This window comes from Anaerobacillus sp. ABR4_321, from assembly GCF_056158505.1.
The window spans coordinates 15,724-35,326 of the sequence record NZ_JBSWTK010000012.1; the positions used below are offsets into that span (position 1 = coordinate 15,724).

22 protein-coding genes and 2 pseudogenes are annotated in these 19,603 nt (G+C 34.5%); 18 read left to right on the top strand and 6 right to left on the bottom strand.

All coding sequences use genetic code 11. The features are described from left to right. Window positions 1-108: 108 nt before the first annotated feature. The 17 genes and pseudogenes from ACXADT_RS21820 (at window position 109) to xerS (ending at window position 14,625) form a co-directional block, all read left to right on the top strand. A complete protein-coding gene (locus ACXADT_RS21820) occupies window positions 109-1,347 on the top strand; it encodes a murein hydrolase activator EnvC family protein (protein ID WP_474834967.1) in 1,239 nt (412 codons plus the stop codon). Between the two features lie 411 nt (window positions 1,348-1,758). Next, window positions 1,759-2,085, top strand: a complete 327-nt coding sequence (locus ACXADT_RS21825; RefSeq protein WP_474834965.1) for an ArsR/SmtB family transcription factor — start codon at window positions 1,759-1,761, stop codon at window positions 2,083-2,085. Between the two features lie 254 nt (window positions 2,086-2,339). Beyond that, a complete protein-coding gene (locus tag ACXADT_RS21830; RefSeq protein ID WP_474834963.1) occupies window positions 2,340-2,489 on the top strand; it encodes a hypothetical protein in 150 nt (49 codons plus the stop codon). Between the two features lie 192 nt (window positions 2,490-2,681). Beyond that, window positions 2,682-3,560: a cation diffusion facilitator family transporter gene (locus tag ACXADT_RS21835; RefSeq protein ID WP_474834961.1), complete on the top strand. Its 879-nt coding sequence runs from the start codon at window positions 2,682-2,684 to the stop codon at window positions 3,558-3,560. Between the two features lie 82 nt (window positions 3,561-3,642). Next, the gene (locus ACXADT_RS21840) at window positions 3,643-4,047 is read left to right on the top strand and encodes an NUDIX hydrolase (RefSeq protein WP_474834959.1); all 405 of its coding nucleotides are present in this window, start codon (window positions 3,643-3,645) and stop codon (window positions 4,045-4,047) included. Window positions 4,048-4,279: 232 nt separating this feature from the next. Continuing rightward, window positions 4,280-4,723, top strand: coding sequence for a Fur family transcriptional regulator (locus ACXADT_RS21845; RefSeq protein ID WP_474834957.1), 444 nt, complete (start codon window positions 4,280-4,282; stop codon window positions 4,721-4,723). Window positions 4,724-5,284: 561 nt separating this feature from the next. After that, a pseudogene (locus ACXADT_RS21850) lies at window positions 5,285-5,873 on the top strand (nucleoside recognition domain-containing protein); the annotation flags it as partial. 862 nt (window positions 5,874-6,735) lie between these two features. Further along, window positions 6,736-7,680, top strand: a complete 945-nt coding sequence (qoxA, locus tag ACXADT_RS21855; RefSeq protein ID WP_474834955.1) for a cytochrome aa3 quinol oxidase subunit II — start codon at window positions 6,736-6,738, stop codon at window positions 7,678-7,680. Between the two features lie 17 nt (window positions 7,681-7,697). After that, on the top strand, window positions 7,698-9,653 hold the full coding sequence (gene qoxB / locus ACXADT_RS21860; RefSeq protein WP_474834953.1) for a cytochrome aa3 quinol oxidase subunit I: 1,956 nt from the start codon (window positions 7,698-7,700) through the stop codon (window positions 9,651-9,653). 3 nt (window positions 9,654-9,656) lie between these two features. Continuing rightward, the gene (qoxC, locus tag ACXADT_RS21865) at window positions 9,657-10,271 is read left to right on the top strand and encodes a cytochrome aa3 quinol oxidase subunit III (RefSeq protein WP_474834951.1); all 615 of its coding nucleotides are present in this window, start codon (window positions 9,657-9,659) and stop codon (window positions 10,269-10,271) included. Next, window positions 10,271-10,573: a cytochrome aa3 quinol oxidase subunit IV gene (qoxD, locus tag ACXADT_RS21870; RefSeq protein ID WP_474834949.1), complete on the top strand. Its 303-nt coding sequence runs from the start codon at window positions 10,271-10,273 to the stop codon at window positions 10,571-10,573. The genes qoxC and qoxD overlap by 1 nt, the downstream gene beginning before the upstream one ends. A 546-nt stretch (window positions 10,574-11,119) precedes the next feature. After that, on the top strand, window positions 11,120-11,434 hold the full coding sequence (locus tag ACXADT_RS21875; RefSeq protein WP_474834947.1) for a hypothetical protein: 315 nt from the start codon (window positions 11,120-11,122) through the stop codon (window positions 11,432-11,434). 258 nt (window positions 11,435-11,692) lie between these two features. Next, a pseudogene (locus ACXADT_RS21880) lies at window positions 11,693-11,977 on the top strand (P-type ATPase actuator domain-containing protein); the annotation flags it as partial. A gap of 260 nt (window positions 11,978-12,237) precedes the next feature. Beyond that, complete coding sequence (locus ACXADT_RS21885; RefSeq protein ID WP_474834945.1) at window positions 12,238-12,486, top strand: hypothetical protein; 249 nt, start codon at window positions 12,238-12,240, stop codon at window positions 12,484-12,486. A gap of 97 nt (window positions 12,487-12,583) precedes the next feature. Further along, on the top strand, window positions 12,584-12,991 hold the full coding sequence (gene mntA, locus ACXADT_RS21890; protein ID WP_474834943.1) for a type VII toxin-antitoxin system MntA family adenylyltransferase antitoxin: 408 nt from the start codon (window positions 12,584-12,586) through the stop codon (window positions 12,989-12,991). After that, window positions 12,981-13,385: a type VII toxin-antitoxin system HepT family RNase toxin gene (hepT, locus tag ACXADT_RS21895; RefSeq protein ID WP_474834941.1), complete on the top strand. Its 405-nt coding sequence runs from the start codon at window positions 12,981-12,983 to the stop codon at window positions 13,383-13,385. Before mntA ends, hepT begins: the two co-directional genes overlap by 11 nt. A 97-nt stretch (window positions 13,386-13,482) precedes the next feature. Further along, window positions 13,483-14,625: a tyrosine recombinase XerS gene (xerS, locus tag ACXADT_RS21900; protein ID WP_474834939.1), complete on the top strand. Its 1,143-nt coding sequence runs from the start codon at window positions 13,483-13,485 to the stop codon at window positions 14,623-14,625. A gap of 742 nt (window positions 14,626-15,367) precedes the next feature. On the opposite strand, the gene ACXADT_RS21905 is transcribed toward xerS, so the two are convergent. Together ACXADT_RS21905 and ACXADT_RS21910 are read right to left on the bottom strand one after the other, a co-directional pair. Further along, window positions 15,368-15,667, bottom strand: coding sequence for a hypothetical protein (locus ACXADT_RS21905; protein ID WP_474834937.1), 300 nt, complete (start codon window positions 15,665-15,667; stop codon window positions 15,368-15,370). Then, window positions 15,660-16,544, bottom strand: a complete 885-nt coding sequence (locus tag ACXADT_RS21910) for a tyrosine-type recombinase/integrase (RefSeq protein WP_474834935.1) — start codon at window positions 16,542-16,544, stop codon at window positions 15,660-15,662. Before ACXADT_RS21910 ends, ACXADT_RS21905 begins: the two co-directional genes overlap by 8 nt. Window positions 16,545-16,818: 274 nt before the next feature. Here ACXADT_RS21910 and ACXADT_RS21915 point away from each other — a divergent pair, with 274 nt between their 5' ends. Next, entirely contained in the window at window positions 16,819-16,974 is a 156-nt protein-coding gene (locus ACXADT_RS21915) for a hypothetical protein (RefSeq protein ID WP_474834933.1), read from the top strand. A gap of 12 nt (window positions 16,975-16,986) precedes the next feature. Here the strand turns inward: ACXADT_RS21915 and ACXADT_RS21920 are convergent, their stop codons facing one another. From ACXADT_RS21920 to ACXADT_RS21935, 4 genes are all read right to left on the bottom strand, one after another. Continuing rightward, complete coding sequence (locus tag ACXADT_RS21920) at window positions 16,987-17,145, bottom strand: hypothetical protein (protein WP_474834932.1); 159 nt, start codon at window positions 17,143-17,145, stop codon at window positions 16,987-16,989. After that, on the bottom strand, window positions 17,142-18,308 hold the full coding sequence (locus ACXADT_RS21925; protein WP_474834930.1) for a hypothetical protein: 1,167 nt from the start codon (window positions 18,306-18,308) through the stop codon (window positions 17,142-17,144). The genes ACXADT_RS21920 and ACXADT_RS21925 overlap by 4 nt, the downstream gene beginning before the upstream one ends. A 469-nt stretch (window positions 18,309-18,777) precedes the next feature. Next, window positions 18,778-19,059: a hypothetical protein gene (locus tag ACXADT_RS21930; RefSeq protein ID WP_474834928.1), complete on the bottom strand. Its 282-nt coding sequence runs from the start codon at window positions 19,057-19,059 to the stop codon at window positions 18,778-18,780. Window positions 19,060-19,078: 19 nt separating this feature from the next. After that, the gene (locus ACXADT_RS21935) at window positions 19,079-19,303 is read right to left on the bottom strand and encodes a YolD-like family protein (protein WP_474834926.1); all 225 of its coding nucleotides are present in this window, start codon (window positions 19,301-19,303) and stop codon (window positions 19,079-19,081) included. Window positions 19,304-19,603: the final 300 nt, after the last annotated feature.

Genomic DNA, 19,603 nt, shown 5'->3' on the forward strand with positions numbered 1-19,603 from the left:
ATTAGGTTTATTTGTCGAAAAGTTTCTTGTTATACTGTGGAATGTATTAAGGCAATTGCTTTTCGATAGATGATTACATGTTCATATATTCATTTAGGAGGAAAAAACTTGAAAAAATATTCTGCATGGTGTTTGTTAATTTTAACTACGAGTCTGATTTTTACATACTCTTTTCCAAATACTTCACTAGCCAATTCGTTAGAAAAAAAAGTTGACAACATTGAAAAAGAAGAATCTGAAAATTTAAGTAAAAAAAAGAAAGTGGAGAAAGAAAAAGAGAAATTAACAGCTAAGCAAAACGAAATTGAAAACGAAATTGAAGCACTGGATAGGACCATTTTAGAAAATAGCCAAAAAACTACTAAAATAAAAGAGGAAGTAGCAAGTACTCAAGAAAAAATCAATGAATTAAAAGGGGAAATCGAACAAATAAAAAAACGTATAGAAGAAAGAGATGAAATATTGAAAGAACGAGTTCGGTCTATTCAACAAAGTGGAGGAAGTGTAGAATATCTGGAAGTAATGGTCGGATCTAAGAGTTTTGCTGATTTTATTCAAAGAGTTAGTGCGCTGAATACAATCATTGAAAAAGATACAGAACTGTTGAATGAACAAAAAAAGGATAAACTCATGGTTGAAAAAAAATCAGATTCTCTTGAACAAGCTCTTTCAACGTTAGAGGACGATTTAAATAAACTTAAAGCTTTAAAAGGTGAACTTGAAGATAAAAAAGAAGAAAAACGAAAAGTAATGAGTAAGTACAAAGAAAAAGAAGGACAGTTAGAGACAAGTCTGAAAGATATAGAAGAATCAAACGATTTATTGGAAGCACAAAAAATTGCGATTAAAAAAGAAATAAAACGAAAAGCTGAGGAACAAAAAGAGAAAGAATCCAAACATGCAAAAAAAGAATCTCTCAATCCTAAAGATAAAATGAATAAGTCTAGTACTTCTAGTGGTTTCAGTTGGCCAGCGTCTGCCACTGTGACATCCTCATTTGGTAATCGTTCAAGCGGATATCATGAGGGATTAGATATAGCTAAAGGAGGGGTTGTTCCAATTAAAGCTGCTGCTTCAGGGACTGTGCTTAAATCATATTATTCATCAACCTATGGAAATGTCGTATTTTTAACACACAAGCAAAATGGTCAAACCTATACTACAGTTTATGCTCATATGAGAAACCGAACGGTTAAAACGGGGGAAGAAGTTTCCAAAGGGAAAAAATTAGGAAATATGGGGAATACCGGTCGTTCATTTGGTCAACATCTTCATTTTGAGCTTCATAAGGGGGCGTGGAATTCTGAGAAATCAAATGCTGTAAATCCCCTTTCATATTTACCTTAAATAAGTTTGTTTGTTAAAAATAAAACCATACTAGAAACAAAGAAAGTTTTAAAAACAACATAATAACACATCAGCATGTATATCTTTGCGCATCCTTGTTAATAGCTTGGATGCGCATTTTTATAGGGGGCATTATTGGCTGAATTTACTTATGTACTGACAATAAATATATGAGAAAGTAGAGGGGAAGGAGAACGTGAATAAAATCTTATATAGATTCTATTTTGATGATATTTATATGGGCACGCAGAGAAAGAGAGAAAGACGACGAAGTACAACATGAGGTAGAAAGAATGTGTGAAGGAACCGTGACAGACTTACTTCCATTTGACAGAAGAATTACGTATCACATAAAATAACTAAAGGATGTTATATGAACGTATATTCATATAAAGGTTTGGAGGAGAATATATGGACAATTATGAACGGGATACGATGGTTGAGAATGGAGACCTCGATGAGGAGACGTTATTTATCGTTTCTCAAACATTTAAGGCTCTAGGAGATCCCACGAGAATTCGGATATTGAACCTTCTTGCAGATCATGAATGCTCTGTTAGTGAAATAGCAGAAGGCTTACATTTGTCTCAATCTACCGTTTCGCACCAATTGAGGTTTTTGAAGAATTTAAGGCTTGTGAAATTTCGTAGAGAAGGCACAAGTATTTATTATTCTCCAGATGATAAACACGTAATGGCGCTCTTGAGTCAAGCGATTAATCATGCCTGCCATGATTAAATAGAAGATGTTAAAATAGTAAGGAAACGTTCAATAAATCGCGCATCGAGCACATATGAGCACAGTTATAATGTGATTAGTATGTTCGAGAGGGGAATAATGATGTTAAATAAAATTAGACAGCACAAAACAGAGTCTGCTGTTATTTTCTTTGCTTTTATTCTGCCCTTTATAACGATGGTAGTACTTGGGGCATTTTCTATTTATTTGTCGTATAGTTAGATAAGATTACTATGCAGGAAGGTGGAGAGGCTATGGACATTGGCTCAATTCTAGTTGTCATGTCGACGGTTCTCTTCTTTGTGGTTTTTGGATTGTTTGGCTTCTTTCTTTATATGTTGAAACGAAAAGAAAAAAAAGCCGAACGAAAGAATCAAAAGGAGATGCCTGAACGTGAGAAGTAAAAACATTCGACTACTTATCATATTACTAATAATAGGTGCAGTTTCGGGAGTGGCCTACTGGATCTGGGCATTTGGTAAAGTATGAAAAGTCTTTTCAAGAGAAGAGGCTTTTTTTATGTTATAAAAAACTCCTACTAAGGTATAATTACAAAGACTAGAAATACGTCGAATCTTAATGAATCGAGGGATAAGATGGGACATCACCATCATCATTCAGTAAAAAATATCAAAACTGCCTTTTTCCTAAATTTTGGTTTCACAATTATTGAGATAATTGGTGGACTTCTCACAAATAGTATGGCGATCTTATCAGATGCACTTCATGATTTAGGGGATTCACTTTCGCTTGGAATATCATGGTACTTACAAAAGAAGTCGAATAATAAAGGTAGTAATCAAACATTTAGCTTTGGGTATAGAAGGTTCTCATTACTCGGAGCTCTGATCAATAGTGTTATTTTAATAGCAGGATCGCTTTTTATATTGACGCAAGCAGTCCCGCGTCTACTGGATCCTGAACCAGTTGAGGCGGGTGGCATGTTGCTTCTTGCTATACTAGGAATTGCTGTGAATGGTGCAGCTGTTTTCAAACTTCGGCAGGGAAAGTCTATGAACGAAAAGGTTGTTACATGGCATCTACTTGAGGATGTACTTGGATGGGTAGCGGTATTTATCGTGAGTATCGTTCTTATGTTCAAAGATATTCCTATACTAGATCCTATTCTTTCTATCATGATCACGGTCTACGTGCTTTATAATGTAATAAAGAACTTAAAGAAAACGTTAATGATTTTTCTAGAGGCTGTACCTGAAGGAGTGGACTTTGAAGAAGTGAAGCAGAAAATTGAGTCTCTTCCTGGTATTGTTTCTACACATCATACACATATCTGGTCACTTGATGGTGAACAACATGCATTAAGTACACATATCGTTGTTGAAGAATCACTTGATAAGAGAGAAATAATCAACATTAAGAGACAAATACAAGATCTAGTGGATGAGTTAAATTTAGAACATTTAACTATTCAAGTTGATTATCATGACGAGCCTTGTATAATGGACGATTGTTAATTAGGGGGTAACTAGGGATTATATAAAAGAAATAAGAGCACTAGTTGGACCGCGCCCAATTATTCTTACCGGTGTGGCAGTCTTGCTTTTTGATGAAAAGAAAGACAATCTTCTCCTTCAAAAACGTGTAGATAACGGATTATGGGGGTTAACAGGAGGGTTTATGGAGCCGGGTGAAACCTTTGAAGAAACTGTACATCGAGAGACCTTTGAGGAATTGGGCATGACGCTAGAATCTATTTCTTTTATATCCCTTTTTTCTGGAGCAGAATTCTATTACCAGTATCCAAACGGAGATGAGGTATATAGCGTCATAGCAGTCTATTCGGCAACACACGAGGCTGAAAATTTCAATTTAGATCAAGATGAAGTCTCAGAAGTGAAGTTTTATTCAGTTGAACACCTCCCTGAAAATATTAACCCCAACCATAAAACGGTACATTCCCATTTATTGCGTGTTTGCCCTCTTTATTATATTAGGTTTTAAATGTTCTACTTTTAAAAACCCTCTTTAATTTTTGTTTAATAATGTTGTTGGCTTTGTTCATTTCCATCCAAAATTTCACACAGGATTCCCACCCCAAAACCATAATTATTATATAGACTGAGTCTTTAATCTTGGTTATGTAAATACATAAAATATATAATATTATTATGTACACACTACAAAGGAAAATTTAAATAATTTAAGTTGGATTAATTTCAGGAGTGGAAATAAAATGAATGATAATGAGCTATTATTTTATGCAGACAAGTTAATAAATAACAAGATAAAAATAACACCTCAACGGACCGCAATTTTAAAGTGCTTTTTAAGTATAGACGCACCGATTAGTGCAGATGAACTATTTCGAAAGATCAAATCTGATTTCCCTAATATAACCAAAACAACAATAGAAAATAATTTAGAAATGTTAAATAAACTTAGACTTATTAAAAAGATAAAACTTAACAATAAATACCCCAAATATGAAATATTAACTTTGCCTGTTTATAGTTATGAATTAATCTGCATTAAATGTGGGTTGGCTTTAGACTTAAACGAAGAAGGAACTGATATAAACACTCATTTTTCCAATATAATTGCAGGCTTTACTTCTTTAAGTGTTAGTATGAAGATACAAGGTGTCTGTGCAGATTGCCAAGATAAGAAAATCATATAAATATTTGGAAATTCCAAGACCAAGTTTCATAATTCAGTCATTCAAAACTAGTTAACCTGCCGTGTTCTTTCTTCGTTCCCTTCCTTTGCTAATACACTGTCAGGTAATCGATCAATAGTCTTTTCACCGGTGCAGATACAACAGAAAATAAGGAACACCTTGCATTGTATTTGTCATAAGAATCAGCTCGGTTTCATTATGAATCTCTTTGATGGACAACTTTCAAATTCCTACAAAAAATGCTTAGAAGAATTCTAAACATTTTCGAAATATGGATTACATATAAAATTTTTGTATATTCACCATGCACAAATTGAACAATAACGGTGCCTGACCCTGGCGTGATACCATGTAATCACACTTAGAGGCAGGTACCGTTTTTTTCTACATCATAACACTACCTTCATTCACTCAAAGGTCTAATACATCCTACCTAAAGGTCCGATGGTACAACTAACCATCTTAGGAGGATAAAGCAAAACCTTTGTTGAAAAGTTTACTTTATCGAATCGTGGTGCTTTTCAAAAGAAAGCATTGACATTCATTTGGGATATTTTCGTCGTTTCATGGGTTTTTCCCAAAAATGTTAATAGGTGTTCCTACTTACTATACTTTAGAATTACCACCTTACCGTCGCCCTAAATTTCTCGCTACGGTGATTCGCTCTTCACTCAATAAATCCTATGCAGTTCTTGTGAGGGCGGTTAAGATTGCAGCGCCGGCTGGAATTTTAATATGGGTGTTTTCGAATATTTATATCTGGGATACGAGTATTTTTGCTCATGGAGTGAATTTTCTTGATCCATTCGCATAACAAATTGGGATGGATGGCTATATCCTACTAGCCTTTATTCTGGAATTAACTTCCAATTCTCTTAATGGGATATTTATCAACAGGATCAATGCTCGAAGTTTAAAATTTTAATGACTTAAAAACATTTTCCTTGATCAAGGCTGGACCTGGTTAATGACATTAAACATGATGTTGTTCTCTCTTCTTCATTATCCATGTAGCACAACGCTCATTAATATTATCTATAAGGAAACAAAAAGTTACAAATGGACATTCATCGCTTTCATCATTCCGACAATGATCGCACTCGGAGTAACCTATGGAATAGCACAATTGGCTAGAGCAATGGGGGGGATAGAAAGCAAGAAACTGGCTCCGGTTAGGGAAATGTTTCTATTAATGAATCAAGAGGATGACCCTCTTGATTCATTTTTTGATTGGAAAAACATAGTCAATGAGAATGGGTCTTTTTTAAATACTGAGTGAAAGATGAAAAACCAATGGAAATAAAGGGTGATTATAAGTCTGCTATTTTCTTTGCAAGTAATGCCGATCCCATCATTCTTCAGTAAGTTTATAATACCCCATTTTCTTCCAAGTGCGGGGATGCCGTTTTACATGGTCAGGTGTTTAAAATTAAAACCAAAATGGATTTGGGTATTTTTTTGGGAGATTCTTTTGCCCCAAGTCCATCCTTGTCCAGATATTGTATAATTGAACACATTTTCTGCTTAATTCATAAATTCAACAAAAATTGAAAAACAATGCAACAAATGCGTAGTAACTGTTTTCATAATTCATACTCCTCTACTAAACTTTGAAATATTATTTACTGAGTAATACTCTCAGAAATGGTAGTGGTAAACCAACAGAATTTTCTTTTAATTACATCGATTTTATTTTAATGAACTATTAATATACACTCCTAATTTAAATAATCGTTCTTTTCTAAAATGGTTTTGAAATGATGTTTGAAAATCACAGTCGCAATATTGAATATTTGATTTTACCAGAATAATAAATATTGCCCAATTTTGTTACTAAAATGTGATGGAAATTCGTCTATTTTTCGAAAACATGCAAATTAGCGATGGTTTCTAGATTAATATTGTTTTGTTTTTGGTGGATTTTGATAGTATATGGTAAGGAGTTATTTAGCTCATGATTAGTTTTAACTTACTATTCAGATTGCTATGTTAAGAAAGGAAGGTGAACAAAAATGTTCAAAAAAATTAAACCATTCCTGCCAATAGTTGCAGGGTTATTTTTACTTGTATTAAGTGGATGTAGTGATCTTATTGTATTAGATCCTAAAGGACCAGTTGCTGCAACACAACGTGATCTTATTATGCTTTCAATTTACTTTATGCTGGGTATCGTTGTCGTTGTTTTCGTCGTTTTTACATTTATTCTTGTAAAATACCGTGATCGCAAGGGATTTAATGATAAAGATTACAAACCTGATATGCATGGTAGCGTGAAGTTGGAAATTATTTGGACGATTATTCCTGTAATTATCGTAGTTGCCTTAGCAGTTCCAAATGCGATAGCGCTCTATGAACTGAAAGAACAACCCGAGTCAACTGCTGATAAAGAGCCTATTGTCATCCAGGCTACTGCTGTAGATTGGAAGTGGATTTTTAGTTATCCAGAGGAAAATATTGAAACAGTCAACTACGTCAACGTTCCAGAAGATCACCCCATTCTTTTTAAAGTAACTGCTGCAGATTCTATGGCTTCCTTTTGGGTTCCGCAAATAGGTGGTCAGATATACGGTATGCCTGGAATGGTTAATGATTTATATTTACAAGCGGATGAGCCAGGAGTATATGAAGGAAGAAACTCCAACTTTACCGGGGAAGGCATGGCACATCAGGAGTTTGATTTTGTTGCTTTAGAAGAAGAAGACTATCGAAATTGGGTGGAAGAAACACAAGAAAATGAACCTAAATTAACTAAAGACACATATGAGAAATTAATGTTGCCTGAAACCGTTGATAAAATGACATTTTCGTCAACGCACTTAAATATCGTAGATCATGGAAAAAATCCTGCATACGCAATGGAAATTCGTGAAAAATACGGGATTAGAGAAAAATCAGAAGGAAACGAAGATGGAAAAATTGATGAGACAGATTCTAATGAAAGTCACTCTAACCATTAAGAAGGGAGGAACACTGAATGATTGATTTTATAAAAGATAATTTAATCCTTGATGATCCATTGATTCTTGGAGCCAACATTTCTATTCTATTAACGGTAATAGGAATTGTTTTTGTTCTTACTTACTTTAAAAAATGGAAATGGCTGTGGTCTGAATGGATTACTACTGTTGATCACAAAAAAATAGGGATCATGTATATACTTGCTGCCTTGGTAATGCTTTTTCGAGGCGGCGTGGATGCTTTACTAATGAGAGCACAATTAACAGTGCCCAATAATGCGTTCTTGACCTCAGATAAATATAATGAAATTTTCACTACACACGGTACAATCATGATTATATTCATGGCAATGCCGTTCTTAATAGGATTAATGAATGTGGTTGTTCCATTACAAATAGGTGCAAGGGATGTTGCATTTCCATACTTAAACTCACTAAGTTTTTGGTCATTTATGTTTGGAGCTATTTTATTTAACATATCGTTTGTATTTGGAGGTTCACCAGATGCAGGTTGGACAAATTATGCGCCTTTAGCTATTGAAGGGAGCCCTGGACCAGGCATAAACTATTATTTGCTTGGTTTACAAATCTCAGGTATTGGTACTCTTCTAACGGGTATTAATCTAATTGTAACAATTATAAAAATGCGAGCTCCAGGTATGACACTACTGCGAATGCCAATGTTCACCTGGACGACCCTTGTTACTGCTTTTATAATTGTATTTGCGTTTCCAATTCTTACTGTCACGCTAGCGTTAATGACTTTTGACCGTTCATTTGGAACGCACTTCTTTACGTTAACGGGTGGCGGTAATACTATGCTTTGGTCAAACTTATTCTGGATGTGGGGCCACCCTGAAGTCTATATCGTCGTTTTACCCGCATTCGGTATATTCTCTGAAGTTATTTCAACGTTTGCAAGAAAAACACTGTTTGGCTATAAATCTATGATCATTTCACTCGTAGGCATTTCACTCTTAAGTTTTCTTGTTTGGGTGCACCATTTCTTTACAATGGGAGGAAGTGCAGCCATTAATAACATATTTTCAATTACAACGATGGCAATTGCCATTCCAACAGGGATAAAAATCTTTAACTGGCTTGGTACTCTTTACAAGAGTAGAATTCAATATACCACAGCAATGCTGTGGGCAGTAGCATTTATCCCAACATTTGTAATTGGAGGAGTAACAGGTGTTATGCTTGGTATGGCAGCAGCCGACTTCCAATATCATAACTCGTACTTTTTAGTTGCTCATTTCCACTATACGTTAATTGCAGGGGTTGTGTTTGCTTGCTTCTCTGGCCTTGTATACTGGTATCCGAAAATGTTTGGTCATAAATTGAACGAACGACTTGGGAAGTGGGCTTTCTGGTTTTTTGCTGTTGGTTTTAATGTCTGCTTCTTGCCGCAGTTCTTATTAGGCTTTTCAGGTATGCCTAGACGGGTCTATACCTATGTTCCAGAAGATGGTTGGACTGTATTAAATGTCATATCTTCCATCGGTGCTCTAGGTATGGGTATTGGTTTTGTGTTTATTGTATATAACATATACTTCAGCTTCCGTTACGCTAAAAGAGAAACAACGGGAGATTCATGGGACGGTCGTACATTAGAATGGGCAACTACAACTGCAATACCGCCTCATTATAACTTCGCGGTTATTCCTGAGGTTAAAAGCCTTGATACATTTTGGTTCTCTAAACAAGAAACCGATAAAAAAGAAAAGGTTCAATATAAAGAAATTCATATGCCAAGTAACGCTGGGACACCTTTTATAATGTCAGCCCTAATGTTCGTGGCGGGCTTTGGATTAGTTTTTGACCTTTGGTGGATGGCTATACTAGGTGGTTTAGGTATAATTGCATGTATGGTATTTCGCTCACTTCGTTCACATAAAGAGGATGAAGGGTTCCATGTAACTGTAGAAGAAATAAAAAAAACGGAACAGTCGTTCCATGAGGAGGCGTGAGTAATGGCTCATGTAAACAATGATGCAAGTCCTGACACGCCCCTGGAATATCAGTCTGAAACAGGTAGGTTGAATATATTTGGATTCTGGATTTTCTTGGGCGCAGAAATGGCATTGTTCGCAACAATATTTGCAGCATACTTTGCTCTTGTCGATAGTACGGGGGGAGGTCCACTCCCTAGTGAAGTTTTTGATATAAAAGGCACAATGACTATGACACTCATATTGTTAACAAGTAGTTTCACTTGTGGATTGGCGATTCATGAAATGAGAAGAAACAATGTTAAATCAATGATTGTGTGGTTGGTCATCACTTTACTATTTGGCTTAGGTTTTTTATACATGGAGGTCAATGAATTTATTCACTTAGTTAATGAAGGAGCCAATCTTGGAACAAATGCATTTTGGTCATCCTTCTTTGTTTTGACTGGTACACACGGACTTCATGTAACACTTGGTATTGGATGGATGACACTAATTATTATTCAAGTATTGAGAAGAGGTTTAACACCTGACACTGCTAAGAAAGTTTTCATTTCCAGTTTATACTGGCACTTTTTAGACTTTGTATGGATTTTTGTTTTTACAGGTGTTTACTTATTAGGGTTGGTGGAATAATGGCAAATAAAACTGTAGATCATAAACACTTTCCGTGGTCACATGTAATTGGTTTCGTTATGTCTATTGCTTTAACCTTTTTGGCAGTTGGGTTAGGACTTTATACAAATCTAGCGTTAAATACGGTTATTATTCTTGTATTTGGACTAGCGTTTATTCAAGCAGGTATTCAATTATTTATGTTTATGCATGTTGCTGAAGGTGAGAATGGTATCTGGCAAGTTGGCAAAATGCTTTCTGCTGCCTTTATTGCAATAGTCATTGTTATTGGTACTGTTTGGGTGTTAAACGGTATGCATTAAAGACTATTTATATTTAAGGATGTTACTAGCGGAAAAATATGCGTCGTGGAAACTCAACGTACCAATATTATAAATATATTCTCTTCATTGATTGAAGATAATTTATGATAAGTGGTAATTAACTTGCAATAAAGGGATGCCTCCGAGCATCCCTTTATTTTCTTAATCTCTTCAATAATCACTACTTCACTATTTGTGAGCTAATAAGATTCAAGCTTGCATCTTATAAACTATTTTAGAGAGGTTGTAAATTGAAGTAGTAATATATAGTCGCAATGATTGCTATTAAAATGTTACACTACCTATCCCAAACACTCTTTGATTTTTGACCTAATCTGATTAATGTTTTGTAGACTCTAGTTTATGTACTTTCGTAAGCATAAATTAAGGTATACAAATAATAAGGATAGGGTTGGAGAGGGCTTTTAGTTTTTATTTCGTCATATAGTTGTTGGCTTTTGTTTTAGAGTAATTCTAGAATAATCTGATTGGGATTAGGTGTATGATAAATTATAAATAAACTGCAAATAACTTACTGGAGGGACTATGAGTAAAAAGAAACTGTTTAATATCGTATTAGTAAGTATCCTGGTTCTTATTTGTGTTTTAGCAATCGGTAGATACTCGTATATATATGAAGAAAGTATTGAGCGAGGTGAAGTAATAAAAAAGGAAAATATCGATAATAAATTCTATGTGTTTGTTCAGCCCAAAGGTAAAGAGGAAGCAAAAAAGCTGTTAATGAAGGACAAGACGACATGGAATCTTGTGCAAAAAGGTGGCATATACGGTGTTGAATATTCTTGGTATGGGTTTAAGGAACCAACAATTGAAAAGATGGCTCCAAAAGAAAGAGAATGAGTGAAGTGTACTCATTCTCTTTCTTTTTTGCTTAATACAAAATGCTATACCCAAAGGATTGTTTAGTTAATGGACTTAGTTATTATTGGACTTTCAATTGTTACTTTTATACTTCTATTAGAAGAATTTGAATTTCTGTATGCAATATTTAAATTCATAAACTAATTGCCAAGTGGGAGTTTTGTTTCCCAACGACCGTATAGGCAGACAACGCTTCAAAATTTTTGCTGATATTGCTCCAAAGATTGCAACTGTACGAAAGATTATGAATTACAAGATTTTGCTGTTGTAGAATTGAAACTAGGCGATATTATCATTGTCAAGCCCAACAGTAAAATTTTAGCTGACGGAGTAATGGGGACTAGTAGCGTAAATCAGTCTCCAATAACTGGTGAGAGTGTTCTAATTTCCATAAAGGGGAAAGCCTACCATCATTGGAAAATAGAGTATTTTCTTATAATTAATGGCACTGGTGTGCTGGAAGTAAAAGTGATAAAAAACCAAAATTTCTACATTAGCTCGTTTGATCAAGTTAGTGAATGAAACAGAGAAACAAAAGTCTCCAATCCAACATTTTACTGACCGGTTTGAGGAGTATTTTGTGCCCTCTGTTTTGCCTCTAGTAGTGCTATTAATCTTTGCTTTATTGGTAATAGATGAAAATTTTTGCAATAGTTTTTAAGAGCTATGGCAGTTTTGGTTACTGCAAGTCCATGTGCTCTCGCAATTTCTACTCCAAGTGCTGTATTAAGTGGCATAGCAAGAGTGCACGGGCAGGGGTTTTAATAAAAGGAGGAAGTCCTTTGGAAAACTTATGGGAACTTACTACCGATGCTTTTGATAAAACTGGGACTTTATCGAAAGGAGATCCAACACTAACGGAAGTAGTCCCTTTTGGAAACACAATTACTGAAAAACTTCTTACCGTTGCAGTAGCTGTAGAAAAGTTGAGTGACCATCCAATAGCTGCAGCAGTAGTAGCAGGTGGTAAAAAAGACTCAGTGAAGGATATTTTCTTGTTCAGAAAAAGAGTAGAGGAAAATACTCCCTAAACTAACTTCGTGTATAATATCTGTTTTATGAATAATTATAGAAAACAAAACAAATGTTTGCTATAATATACTTAACCAATTAATGGAGGTATTTCCATTGGAGAAAAAATTGTTAACAGAAACCGTGAAATTGTTAAGAGATACTGTATCGCCTCAATTAATATATCTCTTCGGGTCAACTGCTAAAGGAACTGCTCATGCGAAAAGTGATTTAGATATAGCATTTCTCACAAGTGCCAATTTAGATGAATATGAAGTTTTTATGATTGCCCAACAACTGGCTACAAAACTAAATCGAGATATAGACTTGGTCGATTTGAGAAAAGCATCGACCGTCTTTCAAGGGCAAATCGTAGCCACTGGGAAAATCATCTATTGTACAGATGAGCAGGCCCGCATGAATTATGAGATGAGGGTATTAAAAATGTATGCAAAACTAGGTGAAGAACGGAAACTGATCATCGATGACATCGAGGAAAGTGGGACGGTATTTAATGAAGAATGACATTATTTTAAACAAAATTAGTATTATTGAACGTTGTGTGCGTAGAGTTAAAGAAGAATATGCTGATAATCCAGCTAATCTGAGCAACTTTACGAAACAAGATTCAATTATCCTTAATCTTCAAAGGGCTTGTGAAGCTAGTATCGATTTAGCTATGCATATTGTTGCTGAAAGAAAGCTAGGACTTCCTCAAAATAGCCGTGACGCCTTTACCTTTCTTGAAAATGAAGAGGTCCTCTCCTCGTCTCTTAGCCAAAAAATGAAAGCAATGGTAGGGTTCAGAAACATTGCTGTTCATGATTATCAGGAAGTAAACGTAGTTATCTTGCAGAAGATTCTCGAGGATCATCTAATTGATTTTATGGAGTATACGAAGACTGTTTTATTGTATTAATTTATAATAATAATATTATGTTAATTATGGGTATAAATTGTATTATACACGAAATTCGACAAAAATCGACAATAGGATGATTGGAGGAACATAAAAAATGGCAACTTCTAGACAACACATCAATCATAAAAGAAAATACGAAGCAATCCTCCCCTCCCTCCCTGAATACGTAAGAGATTACATTCTTTCTCTGGAAGAGAACGAAAGATCTTCATCAACTATATTGAACTATGTAATTGATATAAAAAACTTCTTGGAATGGTTACAACAACAAGGATTAGCGCAAGAAGGAGCTGTTAAAAACATACCTCATGACGTTTTAGCCACCCTTCCCTTAGATGCTGTTCGTGCTTATTTTAATCAAATTGCTAATGAAGAAATAAAGATATCTAAATACGAATCTAAAAAGCGTGAACGCACATCTGTTAACAGAAAAAAATCCGCTCTTCGTTCCCTGTTCAAGTATTTAACTACTCAAACAGAGACTGCAGATGGTGAACCTCTGTTCCATCGGAACGTTATGCAGAAGATATCCGTAATTAAGCCTAAAGAAACGCTCGGAGAGCGGAGTAGAAAACTAGCTGATGTTACTTTCCATGAAGACGATGACGTTCATTTTCTTGAGTTTGTTCGACACATGTATGAAAACACATTAAGTGATAGAAAAAAAGCTTATTTTTTGAGAGATAAAGAACGTGATTTTGCTATACTATCTTTATTTTTGGGGAGCGGTATTCGAGTAAACGAACTTGCTGATATTCGGCTAAGGGATTTGCATTACAAAAATGGTAGCATTTCAGTAATTCGTAAGGGTAATAAAATGGATAGTGTTCATGTTGTACCACAAGTATTTGGGGATCTTGAGGAGTATCTTGCAGTTCGAACCGCTCGTTATGGCGGTACAGATGAGGCCCATGAGTATTTATTTTTAACTAGGTATAAAAAAGAAACTAGCCCCTTATCTGTTCGTACTATTCAAGATTTGGTGAGGAAATATACTAAGGCATATCATACAGAAATGTCTCCACATAAACTACGTCACACATATGCAACCAATCTTATGGATCAAAGTAAAGACTTGTCATTAGTAATGGAGCAACTTGGCCACTCCTCTACATCTACTTCAGTATTATATGTGCACTCTACACAGGAGAAAGCTAAGAACGCTGCAAAAGCTTTAGGCAATAGAAGAATCCTTCAAAAGAATAAAGATAAAAATTCATCAGAAGAACTTAGTTAGGTGACTTACAGTTTATTTGTTTGAATTCAACTGTAGAAATTGATAATTTTCTAGATAACGTATAAGAAAAATAATTTAATGGTAAAATACTTTTTACCACTATTCTTTGTGTTATACAGTAACATTAATTGTATTTAAACTGCAGTATGGTAGCAATAGCATGATTGCTTTCATCCGGTTAACAGTAACATCAGTTGTATTTAAATCCCGCTGTGTATGTTCCATTTGTACTTTGTACAGCTAATTGAACAGTAACATGAGATGTTTAAAGTAAGCAAAAGCTCCCTTTTAAGGGAGCTTTTGCTTACTTTAGTTGTACTGATAGCCCAGCGCTGGAGCCACCGCTTTTAGTTTATCTGTTGTAAGATTTACTAAGATGCCGGTCATCACAGTGCATATCGCATTGTTAACTATGTTTTTATTTGTCATGTTAACCACCTCCAGTAGGATTGCTGTCAGTAATAACGTAATTGCAATCATTAAGCCGTCAGGAATTGAACCTACCACGCTGGACACTGGGCTAACAGTACAAGTATGTAATTGATTTTAACACTAATTAAAAGTGGAATAAAGTTCACTAAATTCATATTTTATGAAGTTATTTAAGGTTCTGAAATAGTTATTTTTTATATGGGAGAAATCGTCGACTGTCATAAAAGTACAAACTTGATTTTAGACTTTTATGTGAAACAACAAAATCTCCCCTTCCCCAATACTATAATGCAAACTTCAAAGCCCGGGCCTATCTATACTTTTTACCTCTTTGCTCAGTTATAGGCAACCGTGATCCAGTTGTGCTATATATTTGTTTACGCGGCTGGAAAGAGCAACCCAAACCCATTAGCGTTGGAGTGACACTAGATAATGATTTATTATCGGGATCTAAAGTTTCTATCACTAAATTGAGTAGTTCTCGTTGGATCTTTCTCACTTTCTCAACTGATTTGTGATCATCGGTTAGAGATTTATTAACTTCTTCTAACGACATTATGGAATCATAAAAGTGATTAAATATCTTATTATTATCATTTTGTTCATTCATAGGCTTTTTCCTTTTTCCGAAGACTAGGCTGCAAATCTAGATTAATTATTTGATATTGATCACTATAAAACTTTTGAACCAAATGATCTATAGTTCTAGTTCCAGCTAACTGTGAGATTACATAGGTATCTGTATCATTCTCTATAAGGTTGAAAATATATGTATCTCTTAGTATTTGTGGAGAGACAAAGTGTTTTTGGCAATGGTATTGAATCGATCTAACGTTGATCCTTCCTCCATCTCGACTTACAAATAAAGCACTATTTGAATCAAACCTAGATTTAAATGTGTGTTGGATGTGAGTATATAATTTCGATGAGATAGGTAAACTTCTTTTTACATCTGACCCAACTTGAATATAAATGGATTCCTCTGAGACTTTAATATCTTCTTTATTTAACGAAATGATTTCAGAAGTTTTGAGCCCAGTTTCCAGTATTAATAACATTATTGTTGAATTACGCCTATTCCATCTTGTCGCAGTATACTTGTATAACTCATTTTGTGAGGAATTACTTACTACAGTAACCTCCTTTTCTTCTATTGGTTGTTCTAGATTACTAAGTTTATCTTTTTGCCTAATTCTCAACGGAGTGCCACGAAATTCAGTGAACAAATTAATTGCATTAAGATGTTTTCCAATAGTGCTTTTTCTATGTCCCGCAACCTGTTGATGTGCTATGTACTCGTCAACTATTTCTTCTGAAACATCCTTCTCAAGAGCATTTATTGAATGTAAAAACCTAATAAATAGATTTATAACACTTTTATAAGAAATGATTGTGCTAACTGACTTATTCTCTGCAATCATCCATTTTTCAAACTCTAATAGTAACGATGGTAATTCTTCATTATCATCTTTGGAGTAAGTGTCCATTTCTGCCCTCCTGTTAAAATTTGCTTAATTTCATTATACACCAACATTTTTCACTCATCTTCATCTAACAAGAAACTCTTTCCCTTCTGAATCGGTCTCATGTTCTTCCTTTCTATATCTAGCGAGCTTCTCCAATTTATCAGCTACATTTTATAAAACTTCTTTCAAAGTAATTTTGTAACATTATTTTCTTCTGCTCATAGTATTTATTTAATAAATATGTGTTTTTATATTTAAAAGTGGGCATGAATGGATTTAATGGGAGGGATAACTGATGGGTGACATAATAAACATAAACTCAAAGGGAAGATCATTAAAACTAGATGGTAGAGATGAACGATTAGCAAAGCGTACGAAGGATATTAAAAACCGGGCAGAAAAGCTAAAGAAACAAAGTAAGGATTTGCTAGATAGTTTAAAAAGAGACTAAAAAAGCCACCAGTTAGACCGGTGACTTTTCTTTAGTATTATTATGGATGTCTCGTTTAATGTCCTCAACGCGTGATCTTAAAGCTTTTAACTTCTCATCAGTCTTCCGTCGTCGGTCGGCATTAATCTCTGATTGAGTCTTAAATACGATTATTCCATTCTTTTCACTCATTTATTAGCCGCCTCCTTTGGAAATAATTGACTATCTTGTGATAGTAAACAGAGAGCATGAATCAATCTGTATACCTCTCTTGACTCAATTATATCATCGTTTATTAATAGATGATAGCTTTTCAAATCACTCTTGTCAAAATGGAAGTTGAAAACCCATCGTTTTCCATAGTCCATTTTCATTTGATAGGATACGATTGAATGGTTTGAATAAGGATTATTTACAAAAGGAGTTTTTAGGTCATCATTTATAACCTTAAGTACACCCCACTCACTATATTTGTTCGAATCTAAAGGAATCTTTTCTGGAGAAATACCTGTAGTACCGACATCTTCTATCCGTCGCATGATTTCCCCATCCTTTTCATATAACGTAAATCCCGATACCAGGTTCAAATCCTTAGTAGAGAACAGCTTATTTTTGATGCGGTAGAGTATGATGTTGATATCTTTAATCAACTGTATTACATAAACCGCACCCTCCATTAATTGCTCCCTATCTTTAATTAATTCATCAATCATTGCATCATAATCATTTGTCAGTTCTCTAACTGATTGTTCAGTTTGACTTAATTTATCCTCTAAAATAGCAACCTGTTTCTTGTAATCTACTCTCTCATTTTGGAGATAATTGTCCAATCGCGTATCTACAGTCGTAATAAGAGAATCGAAATTCTCCCCTCTTTTCAAAATTGTATCGAGATAATCGTAAAGGCCTTTAAAATAAAAATCGTTCTTATCATCAAGAAAGGCAGCTCTGAACAGTTGATACTCTTGATTTCTAAATTTCCTATAAGCACCAGTATGGAAATGCCCACTATCAAACTGAAGAATTTTTCTATAATAGAAGAATAGAGTAAATAAATACCCCAGTAAGTAACCGATCACAATATCCAAGGATGTATTGAATCCAGGGATATTGAGATAGATAGGCACCGTTGCTGCACTTAAAATAGGAACCAGTGATAAATTAAATAAACCTTTCACTCCATTGCTTACTGATTTAATTTTAGGTATGTCTCTAATCGGACTTAGTAATAACCAAATAATCCAATTTGAATATTTCTCGTCGATATAGCTATTTTTAAGTTGCTCTATCGGTCGATCAAACACATAGCTAATAGCAAGCAGTCTACTGTGATAATACTTATCCTCTTGAGCCAATTACGTACACCTCCGGTTTTAATCGTCTCTCAATTAACTTGTTTTTTAAGTACCCGGTACACTCCCTCCTAACGTTTACAAACAAAAAACGATCCTGGAGACGAATTTTAACCATACTTGAATAAAGTAAGGGTATCGTCGATCCAAAGATCGCTAGTTTGATAAATATTCAGCTAATCTCTATACGAGATTGCATAAATAAAATAAAAATAAAAAAGATACAACTTAATTGTATCTCTTTTTATCCTAATTTGGTACATATGAAAGCAATTTCTTTGTAAGTTGGCTACATATAACGGTATAAAATGTACTCTTCGTTAATTAGGTTAGAATTTGATAACTTAGAGTAACTAAAAAAGTATCTCCTTTGCTACCCAATCCTATTATTAGACTGTCTATCCTTATTTAGAGGTTTTTTAGAAATCATTGTATGCTTTAGAATTAAATTCATAATAAGAAAAGCAACAGATCAGTATTTAGTGATTAAGTAATTATAGAGTTCTAACGAATCCTTTGGTAATCGATTCCTACTTTCGGAAGATTTATAGCAATCTAAATAGGCACGTATGCTTTTTTCCATTTCCTTTTTAGAAGGTATATAATGCTCCCTACAAAATAAGTAAGGTCGTTTTTCTTTGTGCATGTCGTCCCACTGGTACAACTTCCCCACTGCATCTATATGTTTACCTACAACCTTTAAACAGTAATCACAGAAAGCTCCAGGTTCTCTTATCACTTCCACTTTTTCCAACGCTATTGCCTCCTTACTTTTAATCGATCTTTTTTATGTTAACCCATTTTATATAATGAACTTTATATTCATAGTCCACTAAACGAATTTCTTTGTTGGAGAAATCGATAAAATGTACAGTTCCCACTACAGTAGTCAGGTTACCCGTACCTGTCTTATATGAGATGTTCAACACCTCTACTGTTTCCATCGCTGAATAGATTTGAGGCAACACATTATGTTCTGATTTAACACTTTTAATCATCTTCAACCGTCCTTTTCTGTTATCATTCATAATTCTAAGATACAGAACATATGTTCCTTAAACAAGTATCTTTTTAAAAATTAGATGGAATGTAGTTTGATGGTGCAATTTTTATAGGGATTAAATTGTAAAGAATATGGAAAGTATATGGATAAATATCGTGAGAGAGACCTCCTCCAAAGTCATCACAACGATATAAAAAACAAGAGCGTTCTCTGTGCTCTTGTTTTTCATTATGCTTACTATATTCATTTGATCAGAAACTACCGATATTCACCAAACTATATGTAATATTGGTTT